24 protein-coding genes and 1 pseudogene are annotated in these 22811 nt (G+C 73.2%); 13 read left to right on the forward strand and 12 right to left on the reverse strand.

Translation table 11 applies throughout. The annotated features are described in order from the left end of the window. Positions 1-39: 39 nt before the first annotated feature. The gene (locus ACSNN8_RS40890; RefSeq protein ID WP_436656391.1) at positions 40-516 is read right to left on the reverse strand and encodes a hypothetical protein; all 477 of its coding nucleotides are present in this window, start codon (positions 514-516) and stop codon (positions 40-42) included. An 81-nt stretch (positions 517-597) separates the two neighbouring features. Between ACSNN8_RS40890 and ACSNN8_RS40895 the strand changes: the two genes are divergently transcribed. From ACSNN8_RS40895 to ACSNN8_RS40905, 3 genes are all read left to right on the forward strand, one after another. After that, complete coding sequence (locus tag ACSNN8_RS40895) at positions 598-1038, forward strand: hypothetical protein (protein ID WP_436656393.1); 441 nt, start codon at positions 598-600, stop codon at positions 1036-1038. A 70-nt stretch (positions 1039-1108) separates the two neighbouring features. Continuing rightward, positions 1109-1498 carry a cyclic-phosphate processing receiver domain-containing protein gene (locus tag ACSNN8_RS40900; RefSeq protein WP_436656395.1) on the forward strand — a complete coding sequence of 130 codons (390 nt, stop codon included), beginning with the start codon at positions 1109-1111 and terminating at the stop codon, positions 1496-1498. A gap of 42 nt (positions 1499-1540) precedes the next feature. Beyond that, positions 1541-2422, forward strand: coding sequence for an alpha/beta fold hydrolase (locus ACSNN8_RS40905; RefSeq protein WP_436656397.1), 882 nt, complete (start codon positions 1541-1543; stop codon positions 2420-2422). A 4-nt stretch (positions 2423-2426) separates the two neighbouring features. Here ACSNN8_RS40905 and ACSNN8_RS40910 read toward each other — a convergent pair whose 3' ends face one another. Continuing rightward, positions 2427-3260 (reverse strand): class I SAM-dependent methyltransferase, encoded by an 834-nt coding sequence (locus ACSNN8_RS40910; protein ID WP_436656399.1) that lies wholly within the window; start codon positions 3258-3260, stop codon positions 2427-2429. A gap of 137 nt (positions 3261-3397) precedes the next feature. Between ACSNN8_RS40910 and ACSNN8_RS40915 the strand changes: the two genes are divergently transcribed. The 5 genes from ACSNN8_RS40915 to ACSNN8_RS40935 are packed head-to-tail and all read left to right on the forward strand — an operon-like array spanning position 3398 to position 7002. Beyond that, complete coding sequence (locus ACSNN8_RS40915; protein ID WP_436656401.1) at positions 3398-3913, forward strand: RNA polymerase sigma factor; 516 nt, start codon at positions 3398-3400, stop codon at positions 3911-3913. After that, entirely contained in the window at positions 3910-4716 is an 807-nt protein-coding gene (locus tag ACSNN8_RS40920) for a zf-HC2 domain-containing protein (RefSeq protein WP_436656403.1), read from the forward strand. The genes ACSNN8_RS40915 and ACSNN8_RS40920 overlap by 4 nt, the downstream gene beginning before the upstream one ends. Next, positions 4713-5576, forward strand: a complete 864-nt coding sequence (locus ACSNN8_RS40925; protein WP_436656405.1) for an ATP-binding cassette domain-containing protein — start codon at positions 4713-4715, stop codon at positions 5574-5576. Before ACSNN8_RS40920 ends, ACSNN8_RS40925 begins: the two co-directional genes overlap by 4 nt. Beyond that, the gene (locus ACSNN8_RS40930; protein WP_436656407.1) at positions 5573-6388 is read left to right on the forward strand and encodes a hypothetical protein; all 816 of its coding nucleotides are present in this window, start codon (positions 5573-5575) and stop codon (positions 6386-6388) included. The genes ACSNN8_RS40925 and ACSNN8_RS40930 overlap by 4 nt, the downstream gene beginning before the upstream one ends. After that, positions 6388-7002, forward strand: a complete 615-nt coding sequence (locus tag ACSNN8_RS40935) for a hypothetical protein (RefSeq protein ID WP_436656409.1) — start codon at positions 6388-6390, stop codon at positions 7000-7002. Before ACSNN8_RS40930 ends, ACSNN8_RS40935 begins: the two co-directional genes overlap by 1 nt. On the opposite strand, the gene ACSNN8_RS40940 is transcribed toward ACSNN8_RS40935, so the two are convergent. Next, positions 6986-9148, reverse strand: coding sequence for a hypothetical protein (locus ACSNN8_RS40940; protein ID WP_436656411.1), 2163 nt, complete (start codon positions 9146-9148; stop codon positions 6986-6988). The genes ACSNN8_RS40935 and ACSNN8_RS40940 overlap by 17 nt on opposite strands. Positions 9149-9219: 71 nt before the next feature. Next, positions 9220-9543, reverse strand: coding sequence for a putative quinol monooxygenase (locus tag ACSNN8_RS40945; RefSeq protein ID WP_436656413.1), 324 nt, complete (start codon positions 9541-9543; stop codon positions 9220-9222). Between the two features lie 69 nt (positions 9544-9612). Here ACSNN8_RS40945 and ACSNN8_RS40950 point away from each other — a divergent pair, with 69 nt between their 5' ends. Continuing rightward, a complete protein-coding gene (locus tag ACSNN8_RS40950) occupies positions 9613-10410 on the forward strand; it encodes an IclR family transcriptional regulator (protein ID WP_436656415.1) in 798 nt (265 codons plus the stop codon). 502 nt (positions 10411-10912) lie between these two features. Here ACSNN8_RS40950 and ACSNN8_RS40955 read toward each other — a convergent pair. From ACSNN8_RS40955 to ACSNN8_RS40980, 6 genes and pseudogenes are all read right to left on the reverse strand, one after another. Beyond that, a pseudogene (locus tag ACSNN8_RS40955) lies at positions 10913-12087 on the reverse strand (IS30 family transposase). 136 nt (positions 12088-12223) lie between these two features. Next, on the reverse strand, positions 12224-12892 hold the full coding sequence (locus tag ACSNN8_RS40960; protein WP_436656417.1) for an iron-sulfur cluster assembly protein: 669 nt from the start codon (positions 12890-12892) through the stop codon (positions 12224-12226). After that, positions 12889-13923: an amidohydrolase family protein gene (locus ACSNN8_RS40965; RefSeq protein ID WP_436656419.1), complete on the reverse strand. Its 1035-nt coding sequence runs from the start codon at positions 13921-13923 to the stop codon at positions 12889-12891. The genes ACSNN8_RS40960 and ACSNN8_RS40965 overlap by 4 nt, the downstream gene beginning before the upstream one ends. Before the next feature lie 11 nt (positions 13924-13934). Further along, positions 13935-14933: an NAD(P)-dependent alcohol dehydrogenase gene (locus ACSNN8_RS40970; RefSeq protein WP_436656421.1), complete on the reverse strand. Its 999-nt coding sequence runs from the start codon at positions 14931-14933 to the stop codon at positions 13935-13937. 99 nt (positions 14934-15032) lie between these two features. Further along, complete coding sequence (locus ACSNN8_RS40975; protein ID WP_436656423.1) at positions 15033-15950, reverse strand: LLM class flavin-dependent oxidoreductase; 918 nt, start codon at positions 15948-15950, stop codon at positions 15033-15035. Positions 15951-15987: 37 nt separating this feature from the next. Beyond that, on the reverse strand, positions 15988-18111 hold the full coding sequence (locus ACSNN8_RS40980) for an MMPL family transporter (protein ID WP_436656425.1): 2124 nt from the start codon (positions 18109-18111) through the stop codon (positions 15988-15990). Between the two features lie 180 nt (positions 18112-18291). On the opposite strand from ACSNN8_RS40980, the gene ACSNN8_RS40985 reads away from it, so the two are divergent. From ACSNN8_RS40985 to ACSNN8_RS40995, 3 genes are all read left to right on the forward strand, one after another. Then, entirely contained in the window at positions 18292-18555 is a 264-nt protein-coding gene (locus ACSNN8_RS40985) for a hypothetical protein (RefSeq protein WP_436656427.1), read from the forward strand. 16 nt (positions 18556-18571) lie between these two features. Beyond that, positions 18572-19054, forward strand: coding sequence for an SsrA-binding protein SmpB (smpB, locus tag ACSNN8_RS40990; protein WP_436656429.1), 483 nt, complete (start codon positions 18572-18574; stop codon positions 19052-19054). A gap of 68 nt (positions 19055-19122) precedes the next feature. Further along, positions 19123-19761 carry a hypothetical protein gene (locus ACSNN8_RS40995; protein WP_436656431.1) on the forward strand — a complete coding sequence of 213 codons (639 nt, stop codon included), beginning with the start codon at positions 19123-19125 and terminating at the stop codon, positions 19759-19761. Positions 19762-19832: 71 nt separating this feature from the next. On the opposite strand, the gene ACSNN8_RS41000 is transcribed toward ACSNN8_RS40995, so the two are convergent. Next, on the reverse strand, positions 19833-20297 hold the full coding sequence (locus ACSNN8_RS41000) for a cupin domain-containing protein (RefSeq protein WP_436656433.1): 465 nt from the start codon (positions 20295-20297) through the stop codon (positions 19833-19835). 82 nt (positions 20298-20379) lie between these two features. On the opposite strand from ACSNN8_RS41000, the gene ACSNN8_RS41005 reads away from it, so the two are divergent. After that, entirely contained in the window at positions 20380-21441 is a 1062-nt protein-coding gene (locus ACSNN8_RS41005; protein WP_436656435.1) for an LLM class flavin-dependent oxidoreductase, read from the forward strand. A 3-nt stretch (positions 21442-21444) separates the two neighbouring features. Here ACSNN8_RS41005 and ACSNN8_RS41010 read toward each other — a convergent pair whose 3' ends face one another. After that, entirely contained in the window at positions 21445-22623 is a 1179-nt protein-coding gene (locus ACSNN8_RS41010; protein ID WP_436656437.1) for a sugar ABC transporter substrate-binding protein, read from the reverse strand. Positions 22624-22811 lie beyond the last annotated feature (188 nt).

Here is a 22811-nt window from a genome sequence, read left to right on the forward strand (position 1 = left end):
CGGCACCGCGAGGCGGGGATCGCCGCAGATGAGCGGGGGTCACGGTGCGAGCTCGTCGAGCAGCAGACGCCCCTGGGGCGAGTAGAAGCGCTCCCGCGTCCCCGCGGCCCAGTCCTCGATCGAGGGGTCCTCCGAGGTCGCCAGCCACTCGGCGAGCCGGTCGTGCTCCTCGGCGTGGCCGTGCTCCGACAGCCAGTCGAGCGTCTTGCGCCGGCCCGCGCCGAAGATGGCGTGGGCGTCGAACCCGATGCCCAGGTCCATGTCGCCGGTGCGGAACTTCGCCGCGTACAGGCGCAGCGAGTCGGCGGGATCACCGATCAGGAACAGCAGGAACGCCGCCACGTAGATCTGCTCGAACTCGTCGTCCTCGCCCGGGTCGGGGCCCTCGCGCCAGCTCCTCTCGAGGTCGAAGATCTCGCGCAGCAGCGCATGGCCCGGACGGGGATCGTTCACGTCGATCCGGCGCAGCGCCTCCCGGCGGGAGGACGGGGTCGAGAGGTCCACGGGTGCGGGCACGGCTGCACCGTAGCCGAGCGGGGCTCGTTGTTGTTCCTGGCGGCCCGTCCGGGCTGCCGTCCTCCAACAAGGGAGCAGACAGTGCGGTCTTTCGTTTCCCGTACGCTCGGTGGCCTCGTCGCCGCCGCCGTCGGCCTGGGTGTCGCCGCGACGCCCGCCGCGGCCGCGACGAGCACGTCGTTCCGGCTGGTCGCCGACGGCGTCGTCGGGTACGGCACCTACGAGCACATGATGGGTTCCCCGGAGCGGCCCGTGCCGCCGATCCGGATCGCGGGCACCTTGGTCGGGCGCAGCCCGTTGCGCTGCGCAGTGATCCAGGTGGCCCGCAGCGGCCCCGCGGACGGCCTCGAGTGGCGCACGTTCGGCCGGCACTGCGGGCGCGGCCGCACCGACGTCCGGGTCCAGACGTCGTACCTGTTCCGGGGCGTGCAGCCGCCGGTGCGGCTCTGCGCGGGCTGGTCGGTCGCCCAGGCCGAGCGTGCCCGCCGGTGCGACCAGTTCCGGCCGCCGGCCGACCGCTGACGCACGCCGACGCCCGTGGCCGAGCCGGCCACGGGCGCAACCGGCACGGCGTGCCGGGCATGATGTCGGCATGGCAGTCCTGCTCGTCGACGATCTGCGCTCGTTCCTCGACGGCCGCAGCGCGGACGTGGCTCGCACCAGCGCGGCCGGGGTGCGGCTGCTCCGGGGCTACCGGAACCGGCGCCTGGACGAGCTGTGGCTCGACCACGACCTCGGCGGGGACGACACGATCTGGCCGGTCGTCGAGGAGCTCGAGCGGGCGGCCTTCGACGGGCGGCCGTTCGACGTCGGCGTCATCCACGTCCACTCCGCCAATCCCGCGGGCGCCGCGAAGATGGCCCAGGCCCTGCGGCACTGGGGTTACCGGGTCGTCCCCGCCTCCGGCTCGCCGCTGGTCGGCTATCTCGACGAGCCCGCCGCGGCCTCGCCCTACACGAGCGGCGGCAGGGGTGGGCGGTAAATCCGTCGGCGCGCGGGCGGGAGATCGCTATCGTTCCGGGTCATGAGCGAGACCTTCGTGCCCTCCGGGCCGCTGCGGCTGTGGACCGAGCGGATCGGGGACCCCGACCGGCCCGCCGTCCTGCTGGTCATGGGTTCGGCCGCCCAGGGTTACTCCTGCCCGGACGGGCTGGTCACGCGGCTGCTCGACCGCGGCGTGCAGGTGATCAGGTACGACCACCGCGACACGGGCCTGTCGAGCACCGTGGATTTCGACCGGCAGCCGTACGGGCTGGCCGACCTCGCCGCGGACGCGCTGGCCGTGCTGGACGCGTACGGGCTGGCGTCCGCCCATATCGCCGGCGGGTCGATGGGTGGCCTGATCGCGCAGTGGCTGGGCGTGCACGCGCCCGCCCGCGTCCGGTCGCTGACCCTGATGTCCACCACGCTGCTGAGCTTCGACCACAACACGGTCTGGGGGCGGGCCTTCGACGGGAAGCCCGCCGACCCCGCCGAGCTGCCCCCGCCCGCCCCGCGCTACATCCGGCACCTGATCGACTCCGGGGACGTCCCGCCCGGCGTGGAGTCCGACGTGGCGCTGTTCCGGGTCATGCACGGCGACGTCCTGCCGTTCGACGAGCCGGCCGTACGGGCGATGCTCGAGCGCTGCTGGGCCCGGGCCGTCGACCCGGCCGCCGCCGCGCACCACAGCCGGGCCGGCGGGGCGCTGACCCCGGACCGGCTCGTCCCGCTCACGGCGATCGCGGCGCCGACCGTGGTCGTCCACGGCGATCAGGATCCCGTCTATGCCCCGGTCCACGGCGAGGCCCTGGCCGCCGCGATCCCGGGCGCCCGCCTGCGGGTCGTCGAGGGCATGGGGCACGTCTACTTCTCCCCCGGTCTGCCCGAGCGGCTCGCCGACCTGATCCGCCTGGACGACGCCTAAGGCGCTAGACGGTGGCGACCACGATGCGCTCGCCGACGAACACCGCCATGGACCGGCCCAGCGGCCGCAGCAGCCGCTCCCGGTGCTCGTCGGCGCCCACGTCGGCGTGCACGCGCAGGCCCCGGTCGGCCAGCAGCCCGGCCAGCTCGCGCGGGTCGAAGGCGCTCCGCCAGCCCAGGCGCCGCGCCCAGCCGGCGTGGCGGGGGTCGCCGCGGACCGCGCGCGACAGGTAGGTCAGCACCAGCCGGCTGCCCGGCGCGAGGCTTCCCGCGTACGCGAGCAGGTTGCCCACCGCGCTGTCCGGCACGTACATCGAGACCGCCTCGCACACCACCAGCGTCGGCGCGCCGAGGTCGGCGCCGGCGGCTCGCAGCACGTCGGCCACCGGCCGGGCGACCAGGTCGATCGGCGCGAAGCGGACGTGGGTGGGCGGCCCGTCGAGCACCCGGGACAGCGCCGCCTTCTTCGCGTCCTGCACCGCGGGCAGGTCGAGCTCCCACACCCGGGCCGCGGCCATCCCGGGCAGCCGGTACGGCCGGGTGTCCATGCCCGCCCCGACGAGGACCACCTGCCGCAGGCCCGCGGCGAGCGCGGCCCGGCACTCGTCGTCGATCACCCGCGTACGGCACACGACCGCGCCGTAGAAGCCCGGCCCGGCCCGGTCGAGCGCGCCCAGGAAAGCCCGGCGCAGAGCCCGGCGGCGCACCATCACGGCGGCCCAGCCGGTGAGCATCCGCTCGGCGAGCGGGTCGTCGAACAGCGGCTGCCGGGCATGCCCCTCCAGCGCCCGCATCACCCCGACGCCGACGGCCGTCCGCACCTGCCCGCTGGCTGCCACGACCCTCCCCCCGCCGCCGCCAGCATAGTCCGGCATCGATACGCGCAGGGGCCGGCGGAGAAAAAGGCCGGTTGCTCTTGAACCGGTCGGGCGCCGCGGCGGACAGACTGAGCAGGACGGCCCGAGAGGGGGTCATCGTGGACGACGCCGCCCTTCTCCGCTCGATCGCCGCGGGCGACCGGGAGGCCCTGGCCGCGCTCTACGCCCGGCACTCGCCGTGGCTGCAGGTGCGGCTGCGGCGGCGCTGCCCGGACGACGACGTCGTGGCGGAGGCGTTGCAGGAGACGTTCGTGGCGGCGTGGCGCGGCGCCGGGCGGTGGCGCGGTGAGGGGGACGTCGCCGCCTGGTTGTGGGGCATCGGGGTCCGGCGCCTCGTCGACCAGCTGGCGCGGCGGCCACGGCACAGCCCCCTCTCGGACGTTCCCGACCCGGCAGTGGCCTCCGCGGAGGAGCAGGTGCTGCTCGGCGTCGAGCACGCCGACGTGGCGGCGGCGCTCAACAGCCTGTCGCCGGAACTGCACGCGGTCGTGCAGGCGACCGTGCTGGACGGGCTCACCACCCGCGAGGCCGCCCGGCTGCTGCACATCCCGCAGGGCACGGTGAAGACCCGGATGGCGCGCGCCCGCGTGCTGCTGAGGGAGGCGTTGTCATGACCTGGCACGCGGACGGCGCGTTGCTCGAGGCGTACGCCCGAGGGGCTCTCGACCCGGCCCGGGCGGCCTCGGTGGAGCAGCATCTCGCGGGGTGTGCCCGATGCCGTACGGCCCTCGCGCCGTACGCGGACGGTGCTGTGCTCGCCCGCGCCTGGGCGGACACGCTCGACGTGCTCGACCGGCCGCGGGTCACGCTGATGGAGCGCGCGCTGACGGCCGCCGGCATGCGCGCGGCCGACGCCCGGCTCGCGGCCGGCGCCTCCGCGGCCCGGCGCGCGTGGGTGGCCGGCTGCGTGCTGGTCGCGGCGTTCGCGCTCGTGGCCGGCGACGCGCCGGGCCGGGCCGCGTTCTGGTTCCTCACGGTCGCGCCGCTGGCCCCGCTCACCGGGGTCGCGCTGGCGTACGGGCCGGGGACGTTCACCATGCACGACGTCGCGGCCGCCACCCCGTACCCCCGGCTCCGGCTCGTCCTGCTGCGCTGCCTGCCGGTGCTGCCGATGACCGCTTTCCTGCTGGTCGTCGGCGGTCTGGTGCTGCCGCGCACGGCGGCCGCCGCGCTGTGGCTGCTGCCCGGCCTCGCGCTGGCGTCGCTGAGCCTGGCCGCCGAGCGGCTCGTCGGCGCCCGCGCGTCCATCGCGGGGCTGGCCGGGCTCTGGATCACCTTTGTGACGGCCACCCGGTTCGTCACCGGCTCGGTGCTCGGCGCCTTCGCCCCGGCCGTCCAGCTGCTGTCCCTGACCATCGTCGTCGCCGCGGCGGCCCTCGCCGTCGCCGGCGCCCGCCGCACGAGGAGTTTCCCATGAGCGACATCAGGCTCATCGCGGTGAGCAAGAGCTACGGGCGTCAGCAGGTGCTGAACGCCGTCACGACCGAGGCCGGCACCGGGATCGTCGGGCTGCTCGGGCCCAACGGCGCCGGCAAGAGCACGCTGCTGCGCATCCTGGCCACCGTCACGGCTCCCGACGCGGGCCGGGTCGAGCTGCTCGGCCGCGACGCCGGCGACCGGGCGGACCGCGACGAGATCCGGCGCCGGCTCGGCTACGTGCCGCAGGAGACCGGCTTCCCCAGCGGGTTCACGGCGTTCGAGTACGTCGACTACGTCGCGATCCTCAAGGAGATGACCGACCGCCGCGCCCGGCACGACGAGGTGCGCCGGGTGCTCGACGTGACCGGCCTGGGCGCGGTGGCGCGGCGCCGGGTGCGGCGGCTGTCCGGCGGCATGAAGCAGCGCCTGGTCATCGCGCAGGCCCTGCTCGGCGATCCGCGGCTGCTCGTGCTCGACGAACCCACCGTGGGGCTCGACCCGGAGCAGCGGCTGCGCTTCCGCGACACGATCTCGGCGCTGGCCGAGGACCGCTGCGTGGTCGTGTCGACGCACCAGACCGAGGACGTGACGGCGTTCTGCCCGCGGGTGGTGGTGCTGCACGAGGGCGAGGTCCGCTTCGACGGCCCGCCGCGCGGGCTCGCCGCCGCCGCGGCCGGCCGGGTGTGGGTCTCGCAGCGGCGCGAGCCGGGGGCCCGGCTCGCCTGGCGGACGGCCGACGGCGCGCTGCGGCAGGTGGGCGTGCCGCCGGCGGGGGCCACGCTGGTGGAGCCCTCGCTGGAGGACGGCTATCTGCTGCTCGTCGGGGCGGCGGAGTCCGGTGTGGAGGTGGCGGCATGAGCACCGCGACCCAGGCCCTCGGCGCGGTCGAGGCCCGGCGGATGCTGCGGCACCCGGCGTACCCGGTCGGAATGATCTACATCGCCGCCTTCACCATCGCCGCGATCACGAACAACGAGGGAGGCACGGCGCCGAACCTGACGTACATCGTGCTGTCGCTGGCGCTGCTGCTGATCTACGCGCCGCTGACTTTCGTGTCCGCGAACCGGGTCTCCGGCGCCGCCTACCGGCGCCGGGTGCGGGAGGTCTTCGACGTGACCCCGCTCGGCGACCGGCGCCGAACGCTCGCGGCGATGCGCGGACTGCTCCTCGGACCCGTCGCGGTGTCGCTGGCGGGCGCCGCCGCCCTGGTGGTGCTGGGCGAGTTCACCACCTCGCAGACGGCCCGCCCCAACGACACCGTCCACCCGCTCCTCGCCCCGCAGTACCTGCAGATACCCGTGCTCGTCCTCGGCGCCGGGCTGCTCGGCATCGCGGTCGCGCGGTGGCTGCGCTGGCCGGGGGCGCTGCCGCTGTCCGCGCTGGTGCTGTGGCTCGGCACGATCGCGCTGTACCAGTACAGCTCGTCCACGACGGTGCAGGACCGAACCTGGTTCGCGCTGTGGCCGGTCTGGCTCTCGTCGACCGACGGCATGATGCCCCGCCAGCCCCTGGACCAGGAGATGTGGCACCTGACGTACCTGCTGGGGCTCGGGCTGCTGGCGGGCATCGCCGCGCTGCTGTCCACCGCCGGGCCGCGCCGCGCGCTGTACGCCGCGGCGGGCGTCACCGGCGTGGTGACGGTGCTCGCGGCCTGGCTCCAGCTGGGCTGATGGGCACATACGGGTGGCGGCTCGCCCGGCCCGCCTGGCCGGCCGGCGCGAGCGCCACCGTCCTCGCCGTCGCCGCGCTCGCCGCGGTGCTGGACTGGGCCGACGACGTGCCGGGCACGCTGGCGGTGGGCCGCCGGACAGGGCTTGTGGTGGCCGCCGTGGCCGCGGCGGCGCTGCGCGACCCGGCGGCCGGCGTGCTCGACGCCACGCCGTACCCGCGCCGGGTGCGCCGGCTGCTGCCGTCCGCCTGCGCGTTGCTCGCGCTCGCCCCGGCGGCGCTCGTGCCGGCGCTCGTGCAGGCCGGGCGGGTGCCCGGGGTGCCGTGGTCCGGGCTGGCGCTCGAGGTCGCCGCGATGGCGGCGCTGGCGTGCGCGGCCGGGGTGTGGTGCACCGGCCGGGTCGACCCCGGGCTGGTCGGCTGGGTGGCGCCGATGCTGCTCCTGCTGGTCGACGAGACCACGCCGATGGGCCCGTGGCTGACCGCCGCACCCGGTCCCCGCTGGGCCGAGGGCCGCGTCGGGTGGGCCGTCGCGGGAGCGGCCGGCGTGGTGGTGCTGCTGGCCGGGCTGCGGGACCCGGCCGCCCGCCGGGCGTTGCTCAGCCCGTACAGGTGATGTCCCGGTACGGCGGACCCGCGGCGGTGCCCGCCTGCGGGCCGGTCAACCGGCGCTGGACGGTCTCCCCGCGGATCAGGGACGTGCCGTTCCAGGTCCAGCGGGTCGCGACGGTGGACGCCGCGACGATGGCGCCGGTGGCCGGGTCGCGGTCGAAGCGCGCGCTGCCCGACACCAGCTCGCGCCGGCCGTCCCGGTCGGCGTCGGAGCAGCCCAGGCCGGCCGTCCCGGACAGCGACGAGGCGATCGGGAACTGCCGGCCGACGAGCACCAGGCCGTCCGCGGTGAGCGTCGCCGGGCGCACCACGGATCCGGACTGGAACGCGACCTCCTCCCCCGGGCGGCCGTCCAGGTCGAGATCCGCGACCACGGCCGGCGTCTCCTCGCGGGTGTACGGAAGCGCAAGGTCGGACACCCGGCCGGCGGCCAGCACGGCCCGGGCCGTCCAGCGGTCGTCGCGGAGATAGAGCAGCAGGCTGTCGGTGCGCCCGTCGCCGTCGAGGTCGGTGCGCGCGACGCCGCGGCAGTCGGCGCCGGCCGGCAGGAACGCGCCCGGGCGGCAGTCCCGGGCCGCGGCGAGCCGCGCGGCGTCGGCGGCCGGGAACTCGCCGACGGGCACGTCGTAGGTCAGCGCCGTCCAGGTGCCGTCGAGCGCGACGCACAGACGGTAGTCGCGCCCCTGCCCGGCCGTCTGGCGCACGATGCCGATGTCCTCGGCGGGCAGGCCCAGGTCCATCAGCCGGGCCGGGTAGGTGAGCAGGTTCGGGTCGGCGAGCCCGTAGACGTAGCCGTCGCGGGCGGTCTGGTCGCAGGGCCAGCGCAGCGGCGGCGTGGAGACCAGCGCGGCGACGGCGGTCGTGACCGCCGGGCCGGTGAGGCCGGTGTTCGACCACACCAGACCGGCCGGCGGCACCACCTCGGGGAGAGCGTCGCGCATGGCCGCGGCGTACAGCTGCTTCTGGGTCCGGATCACGGCGGCGGGGATCTGGCCGCCCGGCTCGTTGAGGGCCTTGCGCGGGATGACCGGGCTGCGCCGCGCGGTCACCCGGAGGCTCGGCAACGGATCCGCGGCGACCGCGGGCAGGCGTCGCATCGCCGCGATCACTTCCTGGCGTACGGCGGCCCGCTCCCGCCGAGCCTGGTTCTCCTCGGCGTCGGAGGCCTCCGCGGGCAGCACGCGCGCGCCGCCGAGCACGTCGGTGACACAGCGCAGCGCCTGATCCGGGGCTGCGACGGCGCACCGCACCGCCCGCACCGTGACACCGGGGGCGACGTACGCGTCGCTCATGACCCGCAAGACGTCCTCGGCGACCGCCACGTCGGGCCCGCCGCGCAGGACGAACTCGACGGAGCCACGGCTGCCCGGCAGAGCGAGGTCCAGAGTGCCCCCGCCCGGCACGTGCGTGAGGTCGCGATCGGCCTCGGCCAGCTCACGCCACACGGCGTCGGCCACGCCGCGGGCGCCCGGCCGGGTGACCACCATCGGCGGATGGCCGGCGAGCTCGGCGAACTGCCCGTACGGCCGGTCGCTGACCAGCCGCAGCAGGGCGGTGCGGTCGGCGGCGCCCGCGGCCACGCAGGTCCGCGCCGCGCCGTTCTCGACGTAAACGTTCCAGCGTTGCGACCGGGTGGTGCCGCAGTCGGGCTCCGGCGTGCCGGTGTCACCGCCCCCGGGCGTACGGGCCGGGCCCTCGGCGGCGGCCGACGCGGCCGAGAAGATCGCGAGGTGCCCGACGGTCGTCGTGATGGCGCCGCCCGCGACCGTGCCGCCCTCGGCGCTCCACACCCCGGCGTCGTCCTGCGACACCACGGTGGACAGCCCGCCGGCGCCGTCGTCGCGCACGGGCAGCGTGACGGTCGCCGAGGTGCGCAGCGCCGCCGCGCCGATCGTGATGTCGACCGGCTCGGCCAGCCAGGTGAGCCCGCCGGGCGCCGGGATGCTGGGGCGCGGCACGATGCGCACCTCGGTGTCCGCGCTCAGCGCGCCCGGGCCGAAACGCACCGAGACCCCGTCCTCGGTGGTGACCGTGCCGCCGGCCGCCGCCGTGATCCGCGCGGCCGTGACCGGGGACCGCAGCGACCAGGCGACGGCACTGCCGGCCACCAGCAGCACAGCCGCCACCACCGCGGCCAGGGCCACCCGCACGACTCTCCTCCAGGGCTCCGGGAAACCCACGGTAGGGAGGCCGCTCAAGGGCGGTGAACCTCCGCTCGGACCTACTTGACGGCGAGTTCGCCCAGTTCGGACCAGCCGTCCTGGTCGATTGTCTGGCTAATGATCTTGGGAGTTTCCGACAGATACCGTGGCAACTCGCGCTGCGCCTGCCGGAAGTGGTCCGAGCCCACGTGCGCCCCGCCGGCCTCGCCGTCGCGGAACGCCTCGACGAGCACGTACTCGGTGGGGTCGTCGACGCTGCGGGACCAGTCGAACCACAGGCAGCCCTCCTCGGCCCGGGTCGCCTCGGTGAACGACCGCGAGATCTCGGGCCAGTCGTCGGCGTGCTCCGGCTTGACCGGGAACTTGGCCGTAATGAAGATCATCTCTGCCTCCCTTTCGCGTCCTGGGTCAATGCTCTTCCCTGCGCCATTCTCCCGAAGCAGGCTGGGGACATGAGCGGCAAGGGCACCGGCGTCCTGCAATCCGTCGAGCGGGCCATGCGCGTCCTCGACCTGGTCGCCTCGGCGCCCGGCCCCGTGCAGGCCAAGCAGGTCGCCCGCGAGCTCGGGCTCACCCTGCCGACCACCTACCACCTGCTCACCACCCTGGTCGGCGGCGGCTACCTGGTGCATCTGAGCGACGAGCGGGCGTACGCCCTGGGCCACCGCGTCGACGACCTGGCCCGCGGCCTGCACCGCCAGATCGAGGCCCCGCCCGAGGTGCAGCGCGTGGCCTCGGTCGTGCACCGCGAGGCGCAGGCCGCCGCCTACTACGCCGCGCTGCGCGACGCCGAGATGATCGTCGCGTACGTCGCCGAGTGCGCGCTGCACCCGCGCATCCGCACCCTCGCCGTCGGCTTCCACCAGGCGCCGCACGCCACCGCCTTCGGCAAGCTGATGCTCGCCACGCTGCCGGCCGACGACCGCGAGGCCGTGCTCGACCACACCGGCACACCCGCCGTGACCGCCGCGACGGTCACCGACCGTGGCGTGCTGGCCCGCCAGTTGCTGCAGGTGCGCGGCACGGGCCTGGCGGTCGAGGTCGACGAGTTCCAGCAGGGGCTCAGCTGCATGGCCGCCCCGGTCACCGACGCCGCGGGCCGCTTCGTCGGGGCGGTCGCCGTCTCGATGCCCACCGCGCGGTTGCGCTCGGACCGCTGGTCGGTCGAGCGGGCCGTCCGCCTGGGCGCCGTCCGGGCGACCCGCGCTGTCGCCCTGACCACCGCCGCCCGCCGCGGCCGGCTCAGCTAGCCCGCCCCGGCGCGGACGTTCCGCGCCGGCCGAGCCCCGGCAGCGCCCCGCCTCAGGTCGCCCGGCCAGCCCGCGCAAGCCGCCTGCCAGCCGCCGGCCCCGGGCAGCCACTCGCCGCCGCCCCGGGCCGCCACTCGCCGCCGCCCGGGCCGCCGTTCGAGCGCCGTTCGACGCCATTCCGGGGCCACCACTCGCCGCACCCGGCCGCTCGCTGGGCAGCCGCTCGCCGTCCGATCGAAGCGCCGCCCGCCGCCGCCCCGGCGGAGCCGCCGGCCCACGGTGGGCCGCCGCCGCGCCAAGCCGCTGCCCGCGCCAGGCCGCCGCCCGCGCAGGCTCGCAGCAACAGGCCGGCCGAAGCGCCGCCCCTCCCGGAGTCCCGTCGCTCATTCTGCCGGAACGAGCGACCCCCGTGCCCCGCCCTGTGGATAACCGCCAACTGTGGACAAAGCCGAGCCGCACTCCCGACCGAGCTAAGATCGGGCCAGCCCCCGGGTGGGCGGTTTCAAGGGGTCGTTGCAACACGGTCGGTGTGCAGGAGTTTAGTCAGGCGTTCGGCTGGGGTGTCCCAGTCGAGGGTCATGCGTGGCCGGCCGTTGAGTTCGGCGCGACCGCGGCCAAATGCTCAGGGCTGTGCTGGGTCAGGTCGGTGCCTTTGAGGAAGTACTGGCGTAGCAGCCCGTTGGTGTTCTCGTTCGATCCGCGCTGCCAGGGGCTGTGGGGGTCGCAGAAGTAGACCGGCATGCCCGAGGCCAGGCTGAACTGGTGGTGTAACGCCATTTCGACGCCTTGGTCCCAGGTCAGTGACCGGCGCAGATGCTGCGGCAGGGTGGCGACGGTGGCCAGCAGGGCGTCGCGGACGTGTTCGGCGTTGCGGCCGGCGGCCAGGTGCAGCAGCAGCACGTAGCGGGTGGAGCGTTCGACCAGGGTGCCGATCGCGGACTGGTTGTCCTTGCCGACGATCAGGTCGCCTTCCCAGTGCCCGGGCACGGCCCGATCGGCGGCTTCGGCGGGCCGGTCGCTGATCATCACCATCGGGCTGGTGAACCGCTGCTGGCGTTGCCCCGGTGTGCGGTGCGGGCGGCGCACGGCCCGGCCGGTGCGCAGGGCGGCGGCGAGTTCGCGGCGCAGGCTGCCGCGGCCTTGCACGTAGATGGCCTGGTAGATCGTCTCGTGCGACACGTGCCATCCGCTCTGTCCGGGGTGATCACGGTGCAGTCGGCGGCTGATCTGCTGCGGGCTGTACCGGCACTCCAGCATCGCCTGCACCACCCGGTGCAACCCCGGATGGGCGGCAAGTTTGCGGGTTTTCGGCCGCGGCCGGCGGGCGCGGGCACGTTCCTGGGCGGCATAGGGCCGGTAGTCGCCGGTGACCGGATGCGCGTTACGGCGCACTTCTCGGCTGATCGTGCACCGGGGTCGGCCCAGCTCGGCGGCGATCTGGGTCTGGGTGGCGCCTTCGCGTAGCCGGTCGGCGATCACGATCCGCTCGTCCTGCGACAGATACCGGGCGCAGATCGGCGCCCGCCGGGCTGCGACCACGGCCCGCTTCCTGGCTTCCTGCCGGGCGTCACGGGCTTGGCGCCAGGCGGGATGCCGCCAGTCGAAGCCGGTCTTGCGGTCTACGCCGACCCGCCGGCATGCCTCACTGGTGCCTACACCCTGCGCCACAAGACCCAAATATGCCTGCCGCTGCGCGGCTTTGGCCGTGCCCGCAAGCCAGCCCTCGGCATCGTCATCTGACACCTGCTACCCCTCGGTGAGCTCAAGTGTTGCGACGATCCCTTGAAGCCGAGGTGGGCGGGGGTAGGGCTGGTCAGAGGCGAGCAAGACCATAGCGAGTCTCGAGCAGACCCCGGCAGAAGCCGGCGTTGCCCTCGATGCTGACGCGCACGGTCCGGGCGAACCGCAACCACCCCGGCAGGTCGGCCTCGCTCAGCCGCCCCCCGCGGTCGTCGCAGAGCGCCCACTCCGAGACGACCCCGAGCCGGGCCCGCCGCCGCGCCACGCCCTCGGCCTCGGTCGGCGCCAGCCGCCGCGCGGCCGCGAGGGTGAGCGAGGTCAGGTCGTCGGCCTGCGGAGCGAGCGCCCGGGCCAGCCGCTCCTGGGCGGCCAGGTGGGCCTTGCGCTCGAAGGTCGACCGCAGCTCCGCCAGTGATGGGTCACCGCCGTCGGCGGCGAAGGCGGAGTCGAAGAGCACGGCGGCGGCCACCCCCTCGTTGATCTCGGCGGAGACGAAGTGCTCGAGCAGCACGATGGTGACCCCGGTGGCGCCCGGGAGCGCCGCGACGGCGTCCCGGGCGTCGGCGACCATCAGCCACGCGAAGTTCGGCGCGCAGAAGTAGGTGGGCAGGCGCAGCTCCACCCGTACGCCGGGGTCGGTGCGCACCGAGGCGACGAACCCCAGCGTGGTGATCGGCTCGTCGAGCTCGGGGTCGCGCACCGTGGCGAGCGCCGCCCACACCTGGCCGGGGGTCACGCTCACGCCGTCGCCGCCTCGGGTTCCGGGGACGAGCCCACGGGACGGGTGCCCGAGTCCTCGGCGTGGCCGGGCACCTCGATGTCGTAGAGGCGCGCGGCGTTGAGCCCGAGGATCTTCTTCTTGATCGCGGGCGTGAGGGTCCCGTACTCGCCCTGCATGTCGTCCGGGATCTGGAAGTCGACGAAGCGTTCGACCAGCCACTTCGGCTGCCAGATCGCGTAGTCGCTGCCGAACAGGATCCGGTCCTCGCCGAGCCAGTAGAGCAACTCGCCGATGATCTGCGCGAAGTAGCGCGGCCGGCTGTGGATGAACGGCATGGCGACCGCGAGCCCGCCGTACACGTTGGGTTCCTGGGTGGCGATCCAGCAGAAGTCCTCGAGCCGGGGCAGGCCCACGTGCTCGACGATGAAGCGCAGCCCGGGAAATGCGGTGGCGGCGTCGTCCACGTCGGCCACGTCGAACGCGTCGCGGTTCATCGGATAGACCGTCGGGCCCTTGTGCACGTGGACGTTGCGGATGCCCAGCTGTTCGCACTTCTCGAGATACCGGTACGCCCACGGGTCGCTGAGCTTCCAGCCCTTGCTGTCGCCCTTCCACTCGGCCGTGTAGACCTTGACGCCCTTGAGCTGCCACCGCTCGTGCAGCGCCTCGAGCTTCTCGAGCCCGGCCTCGCCGTCGCGCGGGTCCCAGCGGCCGTTGACGATGAACCGGCCGGGGTGCCGCTCGGCCATCTCGCCGTTCTGCTCGGTGGTGTTGAAGCCGTTGACGTACCAGTCGGTCAGGTACGTCGACTGCAGGATCGCCAGGTCGGCGTAGCCCACCTCGAACAGGTCGCGGATCATGCGCTCCTCGGGGTAGCGCTCGAACTCCTCCAGCGTCCACTTGTACTCGTCCGGCGAGAGGTTGCTGTGGTAGTCGTAGAAGCACTTGATGAAGCCCTCGCCGTACCGGTTGATCTGGTTGGCGGGGCTGCCGTCCCAGAAGTGGGTGTGCCCGTCGACGATGAAGTAGTCGTTGCCGTCCTTGCTGTACACGACCCGCCTCCTCAGGGGACCAGGATGCCGCGGCCCTGGAGCCGTCCGGCCTCCAGGTCGTCCATCGCCTCGTTGACCGCCGCCAGCGGGTACTGCCGCGTGTGCAGCGTGACCCGGCCCTGCGCGGCGAGCGTCATCAGCTCGTCGAGGTCGTTGTACGAGCCGACCAGGTTGCCGACGACGTTGCGCTCGGTGGAGATCAGGTCGATCGTCGGGACGTCCACCGAGCCGCCGTAGCCGATCACGTAGTAGCTGCCGGCCCGGCGGGTGATCTCCAGGCCTGCCTTCTCCGCGCCCTGCTCGCCGACGAAGTCGAGCACCACGTGCGCGCTGTCGGCCAGGTCGCGCCCGTCCGCGTACACCTCGTGGGCGCCCAGCTCGCGGGCCAGCTCACGGGCCTTCTCGTTGGGGTCGACCACGACGACCCGGGTCGCGGTCAGCGCGAGCAGGCACTGGATGCCGATGTGCCCGAGGCCGCCCGCGCCGATCACCACGCACGTCGTGCCCGGATACAGCAGCGGAACCGCCTTGCGGACGGCGTGGTAGGCCGTCAGGCCCGCGTCGGCGAGCGCGGCCACGGCCGCCGGCTCCAGCCCGTCGGCGAGCTTGACCACCGAGCGCGCGCTGGTCAGCAGGTACTCGGCCATGCCGCCGTCGGTGTCGATGCCGGGGAACTTCGAGTTCTCGCAGTGCACGTCGTCGCCGGAGCGGCACGGCCGGCACAGCCCGCAGGTCACCAGCGGGTGCAGGATCACCGCGTCGCCGGGCGCCACGTTGGTGACGGCGCTGCCGACCTCGCGCACCCATCCGGCGTTCTCGTGCCCGATGACGTACGGCAGCTGCACGCCGGACTTCTCGGCCCACTGCCCCTCGACGATGTGCAGGTCGGTGCGGCACAGCCCGGCCGCGCCCACCTGCACCAGCACGTCCCACGGGCCGGTGACCCGGGGTTCGGGCACGTCGTCGACCGACGGCCGCTTGCCGTACGAGTGCACCCGGATGGCCTTCATCGGCCCACCTCCTGCTCGCTGTCCCGGACCTCTGCCGGGACTGTGCCGGGCGGAGCGGGCCCTGCGTAACAGGCCGTTCACATACTGATAACGCGATCCCTAGCGTTGGTCGAGGACGGCGAGCACCTCGCCCAGCCACTCGATCGACTCGACCGTGATCGGGTCGACCACGAGCTGCACGTGGGCCGCGCCCGCGCCGGCCATGGCGGCGATGTGCCCGGCGATGTCGGCCGGTGTGCCCTCGACGGGGCCCGCCTCGACCGTCTGGGCGTACGAGGAGGCCCGGCCCGCGCCGCCGGGCAGCCGCACCAGCACGGCGGCGGTCGCGGCCACCTCGCCCGGGGCGCGCCCGGCAGCGGCGGCGGCCTGCTCGACGCGTTCGCGCACCGCGGCGAAGCCCTGCGGGGTGTTGCCGTAGTCGGCCCACCAGATGTTCCAGGAGTCGACGTGCGGCAGCCCGAGGCGCAGCATGCGCGGACCGACCGAGCCCAGCATCAGCGGGGGGCCGCCCGGGCGCACCGGCGGCGGGTCGAGGCGGCAGTCGGTCACGTCGACGAACCGGCCGTGGAAGTCGGCGTGGCCGTCACGCAGCAGGCCGCGGATGACGGTGAGCGCCTCGTCGAACCGCGAGACGCGGTGGTCGTACGGGAAGCCGAACGCGGTGAACTCGCGCTCGTTCCAGCCGGCGCCCAGCCCCACGATCAGCCGGCCGCCGGAGATCGCGTCGACGGTGGCCGCCTGCTTGGCCAGCATCGCGGGGGCGTGGAACGCGGTCGCGGCCACCAGCGGGCCCAGCTCGACCCGCTCGGTGACCGCGGCGAGGGCGGCCAGCGTGGTCCACGCCTCCCACGGCCCGCGCACGGACCCGTCGGGCATGTCGTAGAGCAGGTGGTCGCCCACCCACACGGAGTCGAAGCCGACCCGCTCGGCGGCGCGGGCCATCGCCGTCAGCTCGGGCCAGGTCATCCGGCGTTCGACCTCGGGCAGCTGGACACCTACTCGGCAGGGGCGCGGCACCAGCACACTGTAGCCGCGCCCCGAGCAGGGCCGGAGATCAACGGGCCGGTTCGGGCTCCGGCTCGGGCGCCGCGTCCGGGACGGCCGGGGTCGGGTCGTCCGGCTTGTGCGCGAGCTTGCTGGGCCACCACATCCACCGGCCGACGTCGAGGTTCAGCGCCGTCACCAGCACCGACCGGACGATCAGCGTGTCGAGCAGGACGCCGAACGCGACCGCGAAGCCGATCTCGACGAACGCCACCAGCGGCAGGCTGGCCAGCGCCGCGAACGTGCCCGCCAGCACGATGCCCGCCGAGGTGATCACGCCGCCGGTGGCCCCGAGGCCGATCAGGGCGCCGCGGCGGGTGCCGTGCTGCAGCGCCTCCTCGCGGACCCGGGTCATCAGGAAGATGTTGTAGTCGATGCCCAGCGCCACCAGGAACACGAAGACGAACAGCGGGAACGACGTGTCCTCGGCCGGGAAGTCGAAGATGTGCCGGAACACGAGCACGCTGACGCCCAGCGCCGCGGCGAACGAGAGCACGACCGTGGCGATCAGGATCAGCGGCGCCACGATCGCCCGCAACAGCAACCCGAGGATGATCAGCACGACCAGCAGCACCAGCGGGATGATCAACTGGTTGTCGTGCCGGTTGGCGTCGTTGATGTCGACCACCACCGCGGTGTAGCCGCCGACCTTGGCGTCCGCGCCCGCGACGGCGTGCACCGCGTCGCGCGCCCGCTCGACCGTCTGCTGCGCGGCCGCGCTGTCGGGAGGACTGGCCAGGGTGCCGTCGACGAGCGCCAGGTCGCCGCGGACCACCGGCTCGGCCACCTCGCTGATGCCGGGCACGGCCGCCAGCGACTGCCGGACCTGCTCGGCGCTCGACGCGTTGGCGATCACCGAGACCGGCTGGCCGCCGCCCGCCGGGAAGTGCCGCGCCAGCGCCTCCTCGGCGACGGTCGACGGCTGCTCGGTGGTGAACTGGTCGGCCGAGGTGAGCCCGACGGCGTTCATCTGCAGCAGGCCCAGCGCCATCGCGCCCAGCGCCACCGCGGTGGTGACCCACACGACCCGCGGGCGGCGGGCGATCCGGCCGCCGAGCCGGGCCCACAGACCGGTCGCGGTCGGCTCCGGGGTGCCGTACCGCGGCTTGACGGGCCAGAACAACCAGCGGCCGCAGATCACCAAAAGCGCCGGCAGCAGCGAGACCATGGCGGCCAGGCCGACGACGATGCCGAGCGCGGCGACCGGGCCCAGACCGGCGGTCGAGTTGAGCTCGGCCAGCGTCAGGCAGGACATGCCGACGGCAACGGTCGCCGCGCTCGCGATGATCGCCGGACCGGCCCGGTGCAGGGCGAGCTGCATCGCCTCGTGCCGGTCGGAGTGGCGGCGCAGCTCCTCGCGGTAGCGGGCGACCAGCAGCAGCGCGTAGTCGGTGCCGGCGCCGAACACCAGCACGGTGAGGATGCCCGCGCTCTGCGCGTTGACCGACAGGTCGGCGTGCTTGGCGAGCAGATAGATGACCGCCTGGGCGCTGGCCAGCGCCACACCCGCAGTGATGATCGGCAGCAGCCACAGCACCGGGCTGCGGTACGTGATCAGCAGGATGATCGCCACGACGGCGAGCGTGGTGTAGAGCAACCGGCCGTCGATGCCCGCGAACGCGTCGGCGGAGTCGGCGGCCGCCGCCACCGGCCCGGCCAGATAGACGTCGAGGCCGGCCGGCGCACCGGTCTCGGCGGCCGACTTGATGGCGCCGGCGACGTCGGGCAGCGCCTCCCAGCCGTCGTCGTCGATCCGGACCGGGACGAACACCTCGATCGCGGCCTTGTCCTTCGACGGGACGGGCCCGACCACGTCGCCGGTGACGTTCTGGACGGCGCGCATCGCCGCGACGTCGGCCTGCGCCTTGGCCAGGTCGGCCGGCGTGAGGCCGCTGGAGCGCTCGTAGACGACGATCGCGGGCGCGATGTCGTCGGGCTGGAACTGCCGGCTCAGATCGGCGACCTGAGTGGACTCCGCACCCCCCGGCAGCCAGGCCGCGTTGTCGTTCTCCTGGACGCTGCCGAGCTTGCCGGCCAGCGGCGCCGTCAGCGCCAGCACCACGATCCACAAGGCGAGGACGATCCATTTCGTCCGGCGGCCGCAGACCAGCCTCGCCACCCCACCCGTAGCCATCTCGATTCCCCCCGAGACTCCGGTGTTCCGACCGGCGGAGCGTAATCCCGTGCTCGCGCACGGTCCAACGACTTTCAGGGTTTTCTCAGGGGTTTCGGCCTGCGGTTTGTCCACATTGACCGGCTCATCCGCCGACGTCCCCGGTCGCGGTTGTCAAGGTCATGTCGGCATAATCCCCGGGTGACCAATTGGGAATACGCGCGGCTCGAATACCGGGCCGCCGGCACGCTGGGCGCCGACCGGTACATGGACTGGACCGCCACCTTCCACCACCCCGGCGGCATCCTGCGCTGGGGCACCGACGAGCGCTTCGACGACCTGCGGCACCTCAACCGCGCGGGCGCGGCGGGCTGGCAGGCGTACGACCGCGCCGCCATGCACGTGCAGAACGAGCCCCACCGGCTGAGCAGCGTCACTTATTCGATGCGGCGCCCCGTGCCGTGAGGCTAGGGTCTTCGGCGTGAGCAGGGAGACCGGGCGCCGGACGATCGCCTCGAACAAGAAGGCGCGGCACGACTACGCCATCCTCCGGACGTACGAGGCGGGCATCGTGCTGGCCGGCACCGAGGTGAAATCGCTGCGCGAGGGCCGCGCCTCGCTGGTCGACGCGTTCGCCCAGGAGCACAACGGCGAGATCATGCTCTACGGGCTGCACATCGCGGAGTACGGCTACGGCAGCTGGACCAACCACGCGCCGCGCCGCACCCGCAAGCTTCTGCTGCACAAGTCCGAGATCGTCAAGATCCTCGGCCAGCTGCGCGACGGCAACGGGCTCACGCTGGTGCCGCTGTCGATGTACTTCAGCGAGGGCTGGGCCAAGGTCGAGCTCGGCCTGGCGCGCGGCCTGCGCTCGTACGACAAGCGGCAGGTGCTCGCCGAGCGCGACGCGAAGAAGGAGATCGCGCGCGAGATGGGTCGTCGTCTGAAGGGCCGCACGCGCTGACGGTCCCGGCGACCAGGGTCCGTTCATCCCCCTGACCCGTCGACGATGCGTGATCTACTCTCTCGGATGTGAAGCGGCGGGCGGTTCTCCTCCTGAGCGTGGCCCTCGTCCTCGCTGGGGCCGCCGGCGTAGCGGGCCTGCGATGGTGGCACAACCGGGCGCCGTACGGCCCGGAAGTGCTGAACGCTCAGGCGACGCTTCGGCTCGTGGACCAGGCGACCGCGGACGCCGCGCTCGCGCCGGTCGACGCGGAGCAAGCCGGCGAGGGCGATCAGATCGTCCTCGGCCGGGTCAGCTGGTCTCCACCCCGCCATCCGCGCAGGGGCGACTCCTTGCGGATCGTGCTGCTCGACAAGCGCAGTCACCTGCTGCCCGGCTTCATCGTCGCCACGTCGGCCCGGCCTCAGGAGGTCAGCACCGGCATGGACAGCGCTCTGGACGTTGCTCAGAAGCGCAACCCATGGCTGCGAGGCGCCGGCACGCAGCAGATCGGCGGGTCGTACTGGGCCGCGGGCAGTGCCATCTTCGTGGAGTCGCTCGACGCGTCACCGGTGACGTTCCAGACCGTTTTCCGCGCGGTACGCCCCGAGACACCTCCCACGCACCGGGTCGTCACAGCGCCGGTGGCGGTCGAAGACCTCTTGATCGCCCTCATCGGTGTCGGGCCCGACGGCCAGGTCTACTGGGCGCACCGGCTCCTGAACTGAAGACGCCTGCCCGGATCGCTCGACGCCCGGCGCGGTGGCGCTGAGTTCGGACCGGAGCACGAACGGCACGTTCAGAGGCTGTCGGTCTCGTAGCGGCTGCGGAGCTGCGAAAGCAGGTCGACGGTGAGCTCGGTGCCGGCGGCCACCGCGGCATGGACGTCGCGGAAGTACTGTTCGTAACCCGGCGGGGTGTACATGCAGAGGGCCCGGACGGGCGTGTCGTCACTGGCGTTGCGGAAGCCGTGCACCGAGCCGCGGCATGCCGACGCCAGGTCCGAAGGGCCGAGGACGATCTCACCGCTCTCCGTTGCCACCGTCAACTCACCCGACAGGACGTAGAAGTACTCGTCGTGGCCCCGGTGGATGTGCGGCCGCGCCCCCACCGTGGCCGGCGGCACGGTGAATTCCTCGAGGCCGAAGCGGCCCCCGGTGTGCTCGCCGGTCAGCTTGAAGAGGTGCAGCACTCCGGCCGCTGGTATCGGCTCGCCTTCCGCGGCCCGTACCACCACGGCAGGCACCGAGGGTTGATCCGTCATCCGGCGAGTCTGCCAAACACCCGCGCCGACCCCGGGGCAGGGGCGTCGTGTTCCTGATATTTTCGGGCGCGCATCTTGCGCCATGCTGACCAGCAGATACAGGGAACTCGGGGCGATCGTGGTGGAATTCGGACTGGACACCTTCGGCGACGTCACCGTCGACGAGCACGGCAAGAAGCTCCCGTACGCCCAGGTGATCCGCAACGTCGTCGAGCAGGCCGTGCTGGCCGAGCGGGTGGGGGTCGACGGCTTCGGGCTCGGCGAGCACCACCGCGACGACTTCGCGGTCTCCGCTCCCGAGATCGTGCTCGCGGCCATCGCCGCCCGCACCGAGCGCATCAGGCTGGGCACGGCGGTCACCGTGCTGAGCTCCGACGATCCCGTGCGCGTCTTCGAGCGGTTCGCGACGCTGGACGCCGTCTCGCACGGCCGCGCCGAGATCATCCTGGGGCGCGGGTCGTTCACCGAGTCGTTCCCGCTGTTCGGCTTCGACCTGAGCGACTACGAGCGGCTGTTCGAGGAGAAGGCCGACCTGATGGTCGAGCTGCTCGGCGAGGGCCCGGTGACGTGGGAGGGCACGGTCCGCCCGCCGCTGAAGGACCAGCACGTCTATCCCAAGACCGAGTCCGGGCGCATCCGCACGTGGATCGGCGTCGGCGGCAGCCCCGAGTCGGTCGTGCGCGCGGCCCGGCACGGCCTGCCGCTGGTGCTGGCGATCATCGGCGGGGAGCCGGTGCGCTTCGCGCCGTACGTGGAGCTCTACCACCGCGCGCTCGAGCAGTTCGGCAAGCCGGAGCAGCCGGTCGCCGTGCACTGCCCCGGTTTCGTCGCCGAGACCGACGAGGAGGCCGTCGAGACGCTCTGGCCGCACGCGCGCGCCATGCTCAACCGGATCGGCCGCGAGCGGGGCTGGCCGCCGCTGAGCCGCGACCGCTTCGAGCAGGACGTCCGCGACGGCGCCTGGCACGCCGGCTCACCCGAGACCGTCGCCCGCAAGGTGGCGCACACCATCCGCCACCTCGGCATCCAGCGGTTCGACCTGAAGTACTCGGCCGGCACGCTCCCCCACGACAAGATGATGACCGCGATCGAGCTCTACGGCTCGCAGGTCATCCCCCGGGTGCGGGAGCTGCTGGACTCCTGATAGCTACTGGTTGTCGCTGAGGCCGTCGACACCCTCGGCCTCCTTGGCGAACGTGCCGACGCCGTGCTGCTTGCACAGGGCGAGGTACTTGCCCTTGCACAGGTCTGCCTGGGCGATGAACTTGTCGACGGTCACCACGTCGTTGATGTTGTCCAGCGTGATCGGCTGGGGCGGCAGACCGGTGAACGGGATGTACGCGCCGGACTCCGGGTCCTTCAGCGTGCCGGAGACGGCAGGCTTCTGGTTCTTGAACAGCTGGGTGGCGATCCGGGCGGCGTTGACCGCCTCGTCCTTGGTGTCCTTGTAGACCGTCATGCACTGCTCGCCGGTCAGGATGTTCTGCAGCCCCTCGACGGTGGCGTCCTGGCCGGTGACCGGCACCTTGCCGCTGAGGCCCCGCTTGCGGAGCACTTCGATGATCGCGCCGGCCATGCCGTCGTTGGCCGCGAGCACGCCGCGGATCTTGGGCGCCTGGTCGAGCATCTGCTCGAAGATCTTGCCGGCCTCGTCGTTGTCCCAGTCCGGCACCCACTGGTCCGGGCCCTTGGTGTACCGCGCGGCGTCGTACTGCGGGTCGAGGATGCTGTCGTAGCCCTCCTTGAACAGGTGGGCGTTGTTGTCCGACGGCGAGCCGTTCACCTCGGCGACGATCGGGTTGACCGCGCCCTTCCTGCTGAGGCACTTCTGCAGGCCGTACGCCTGGAGCTTGCCCACCTGCACGTTGTCGAAGCTGACGTAGTAGTTCGCGCCGCCGTTGAGGGTGAGCCGGTCGTAGTCGATGACCGGGATCTTCTTGTCCTTGGCCTTGTCGATGACCGCCTTGCCGCTGGCCGCGTCGAGGTTCGCGATGATCAGCACCTTGACGCCGCTGTTGAGCATCGAGTCGCCGATCTGCTGGAACCGCGCGCGGTCGCCCTCCGCGTTCTGGATCTCGACCGGCACGTTCGCCTCAGCGAACGCCGCCTTGAGGTACTTCGGGTCGTCGTTGCCCCAGCGGGCGGAGCTCTCGGTGTCGGGCAGGATCACACCGACGCGCGCCTTGCCGCCGCCGCCACCGCCGCCGCTGTTGCCGGAACCGCCGCCACTGCTTGCGTCACTGGAATCACCGGAGTCGTCACACGCAGTCATGGTTGCCGTCGCCATCAGGCCGACGGCGGCGAGAGCCAGGAGCTTCTTGCGCATCTGGTGAGTCGTCCTCTCCGGTGGAACGCGACCTGTACGGGGCCGGTGCGCGGACGGACCAAGTATGCGGTGGTCCGCGGCGCACCTGACAGGGGGTACGGCACCGGGGAGAAAAATAGTTCATTTATCGTCCGTGAGCACGTTCGAGTCACGGACTGTATCGGTAATTGTGATCTTTCTCAGCCCTC

The organism is Actinoplanes sp. URMC 104, from assembly GCF_051386375.1.
Lineage (GTDB): Bacteria > Actinomycetota > Actinomycetes > Mycobacteriales > Micromonosporaceae > Actinoplanes.

Bases quoted from the DNA above. Each gene is read 5' to 3' on its own strand.
- ACSNN8_RS40900 (WP_436656395.1), top strand. From the start codon at position 1,109: ATGGCAGTCCTGCTCGTCGACGATCTGCGCTCGTTCCTCGACGGCCGC.
- ACSNN8_RS40905 (WP_436656397.1), top strand. From the start codon at position 1,541: ATGAGCGAGACCTTCGTGCCCTCCGGGCCGCTGCGGCTGTGGACCGAG.
- ACSNN8_RS40920 (WP_436656403.1), top strand. From the start codon at position 3,910: ATGACCTGGCACGCGGACGGCGCGTTGCTCGAGGCGTACGCCCGAGGG.
- ACSNN8_RS40925 (WP_436656405.1), top strand. From the start codon at position 4,713: ATGAGCGACATCAGGCTCATCGCGGTGAGCAAGAGCTACGGGCGTCAG.
- ACSNN8_RS40930 (WP_436656407.1), top strand. From the start codon at position 5,573: ATGAGCACCGCGACCCAGGCCCTCGGCGCGGTCGAGGCCCGGCGGATG.
- ACSNN8_RS40935 (WP_436656409.1), top strand. From the start codon at position 6,388: ATGGGCACATACGGGTGGCGGCTCGCCCGGCCCGCCTGGCCGGCCGGC.
- ACSNN8_RS40945 (WP_436656413.1), bottom strand. From the start codon at position 9,543: ATGATCTTCATTACGGCCAAGTTCCCGGTCAAGCCGGAGCACGCCGAC.
- ACSNN8_RS40950 (WP_436656415.1), top strand. From the start codon at position 9,613: ATGAGCGGCAAGGGCACCGGCGTCCTGCAATCCGTCGAGCGGGCCATG.
- ACSNN8_RS40970 (WP_436656421.1), bottom strand. From the start codon at position 14,933: ATGAAGGCCATCCGGGTGCACTCGTACGGCAAGCGGCCGTCGGTCGAC.
- ACSNN8_RS40980 (WP_436656425.1), bottom strand. From the start codon at position 18,111: ATGGCTACGGGTGGGGTGGCGAGGCTGGTCTGCGGCCGCCGGACGAAA.
- ACSNN8_RS41000 (WP_436656433.1), bottom strand. From the start codon at position 20,297: ATGACGGATCAACCCTCGGTGCCTGCCGTGGTGGTACGGGCCGCGGAA.
- ACSNN8_RS41005 (WP_436656435.1), top strand. From the start codon at position 20,380: ATGCTGACCAGCAGATACAGGGAACTCGGGGCGATCGTGGTGGAATTC.
- ACSNN8_RS41010 (WP_436656437.1), bottom strand. From the start codon at position 22,623: ATGCGCAAGAAGCTCCTGGCTCTCGCCGCCGTCGGCCTGATGGCGACG.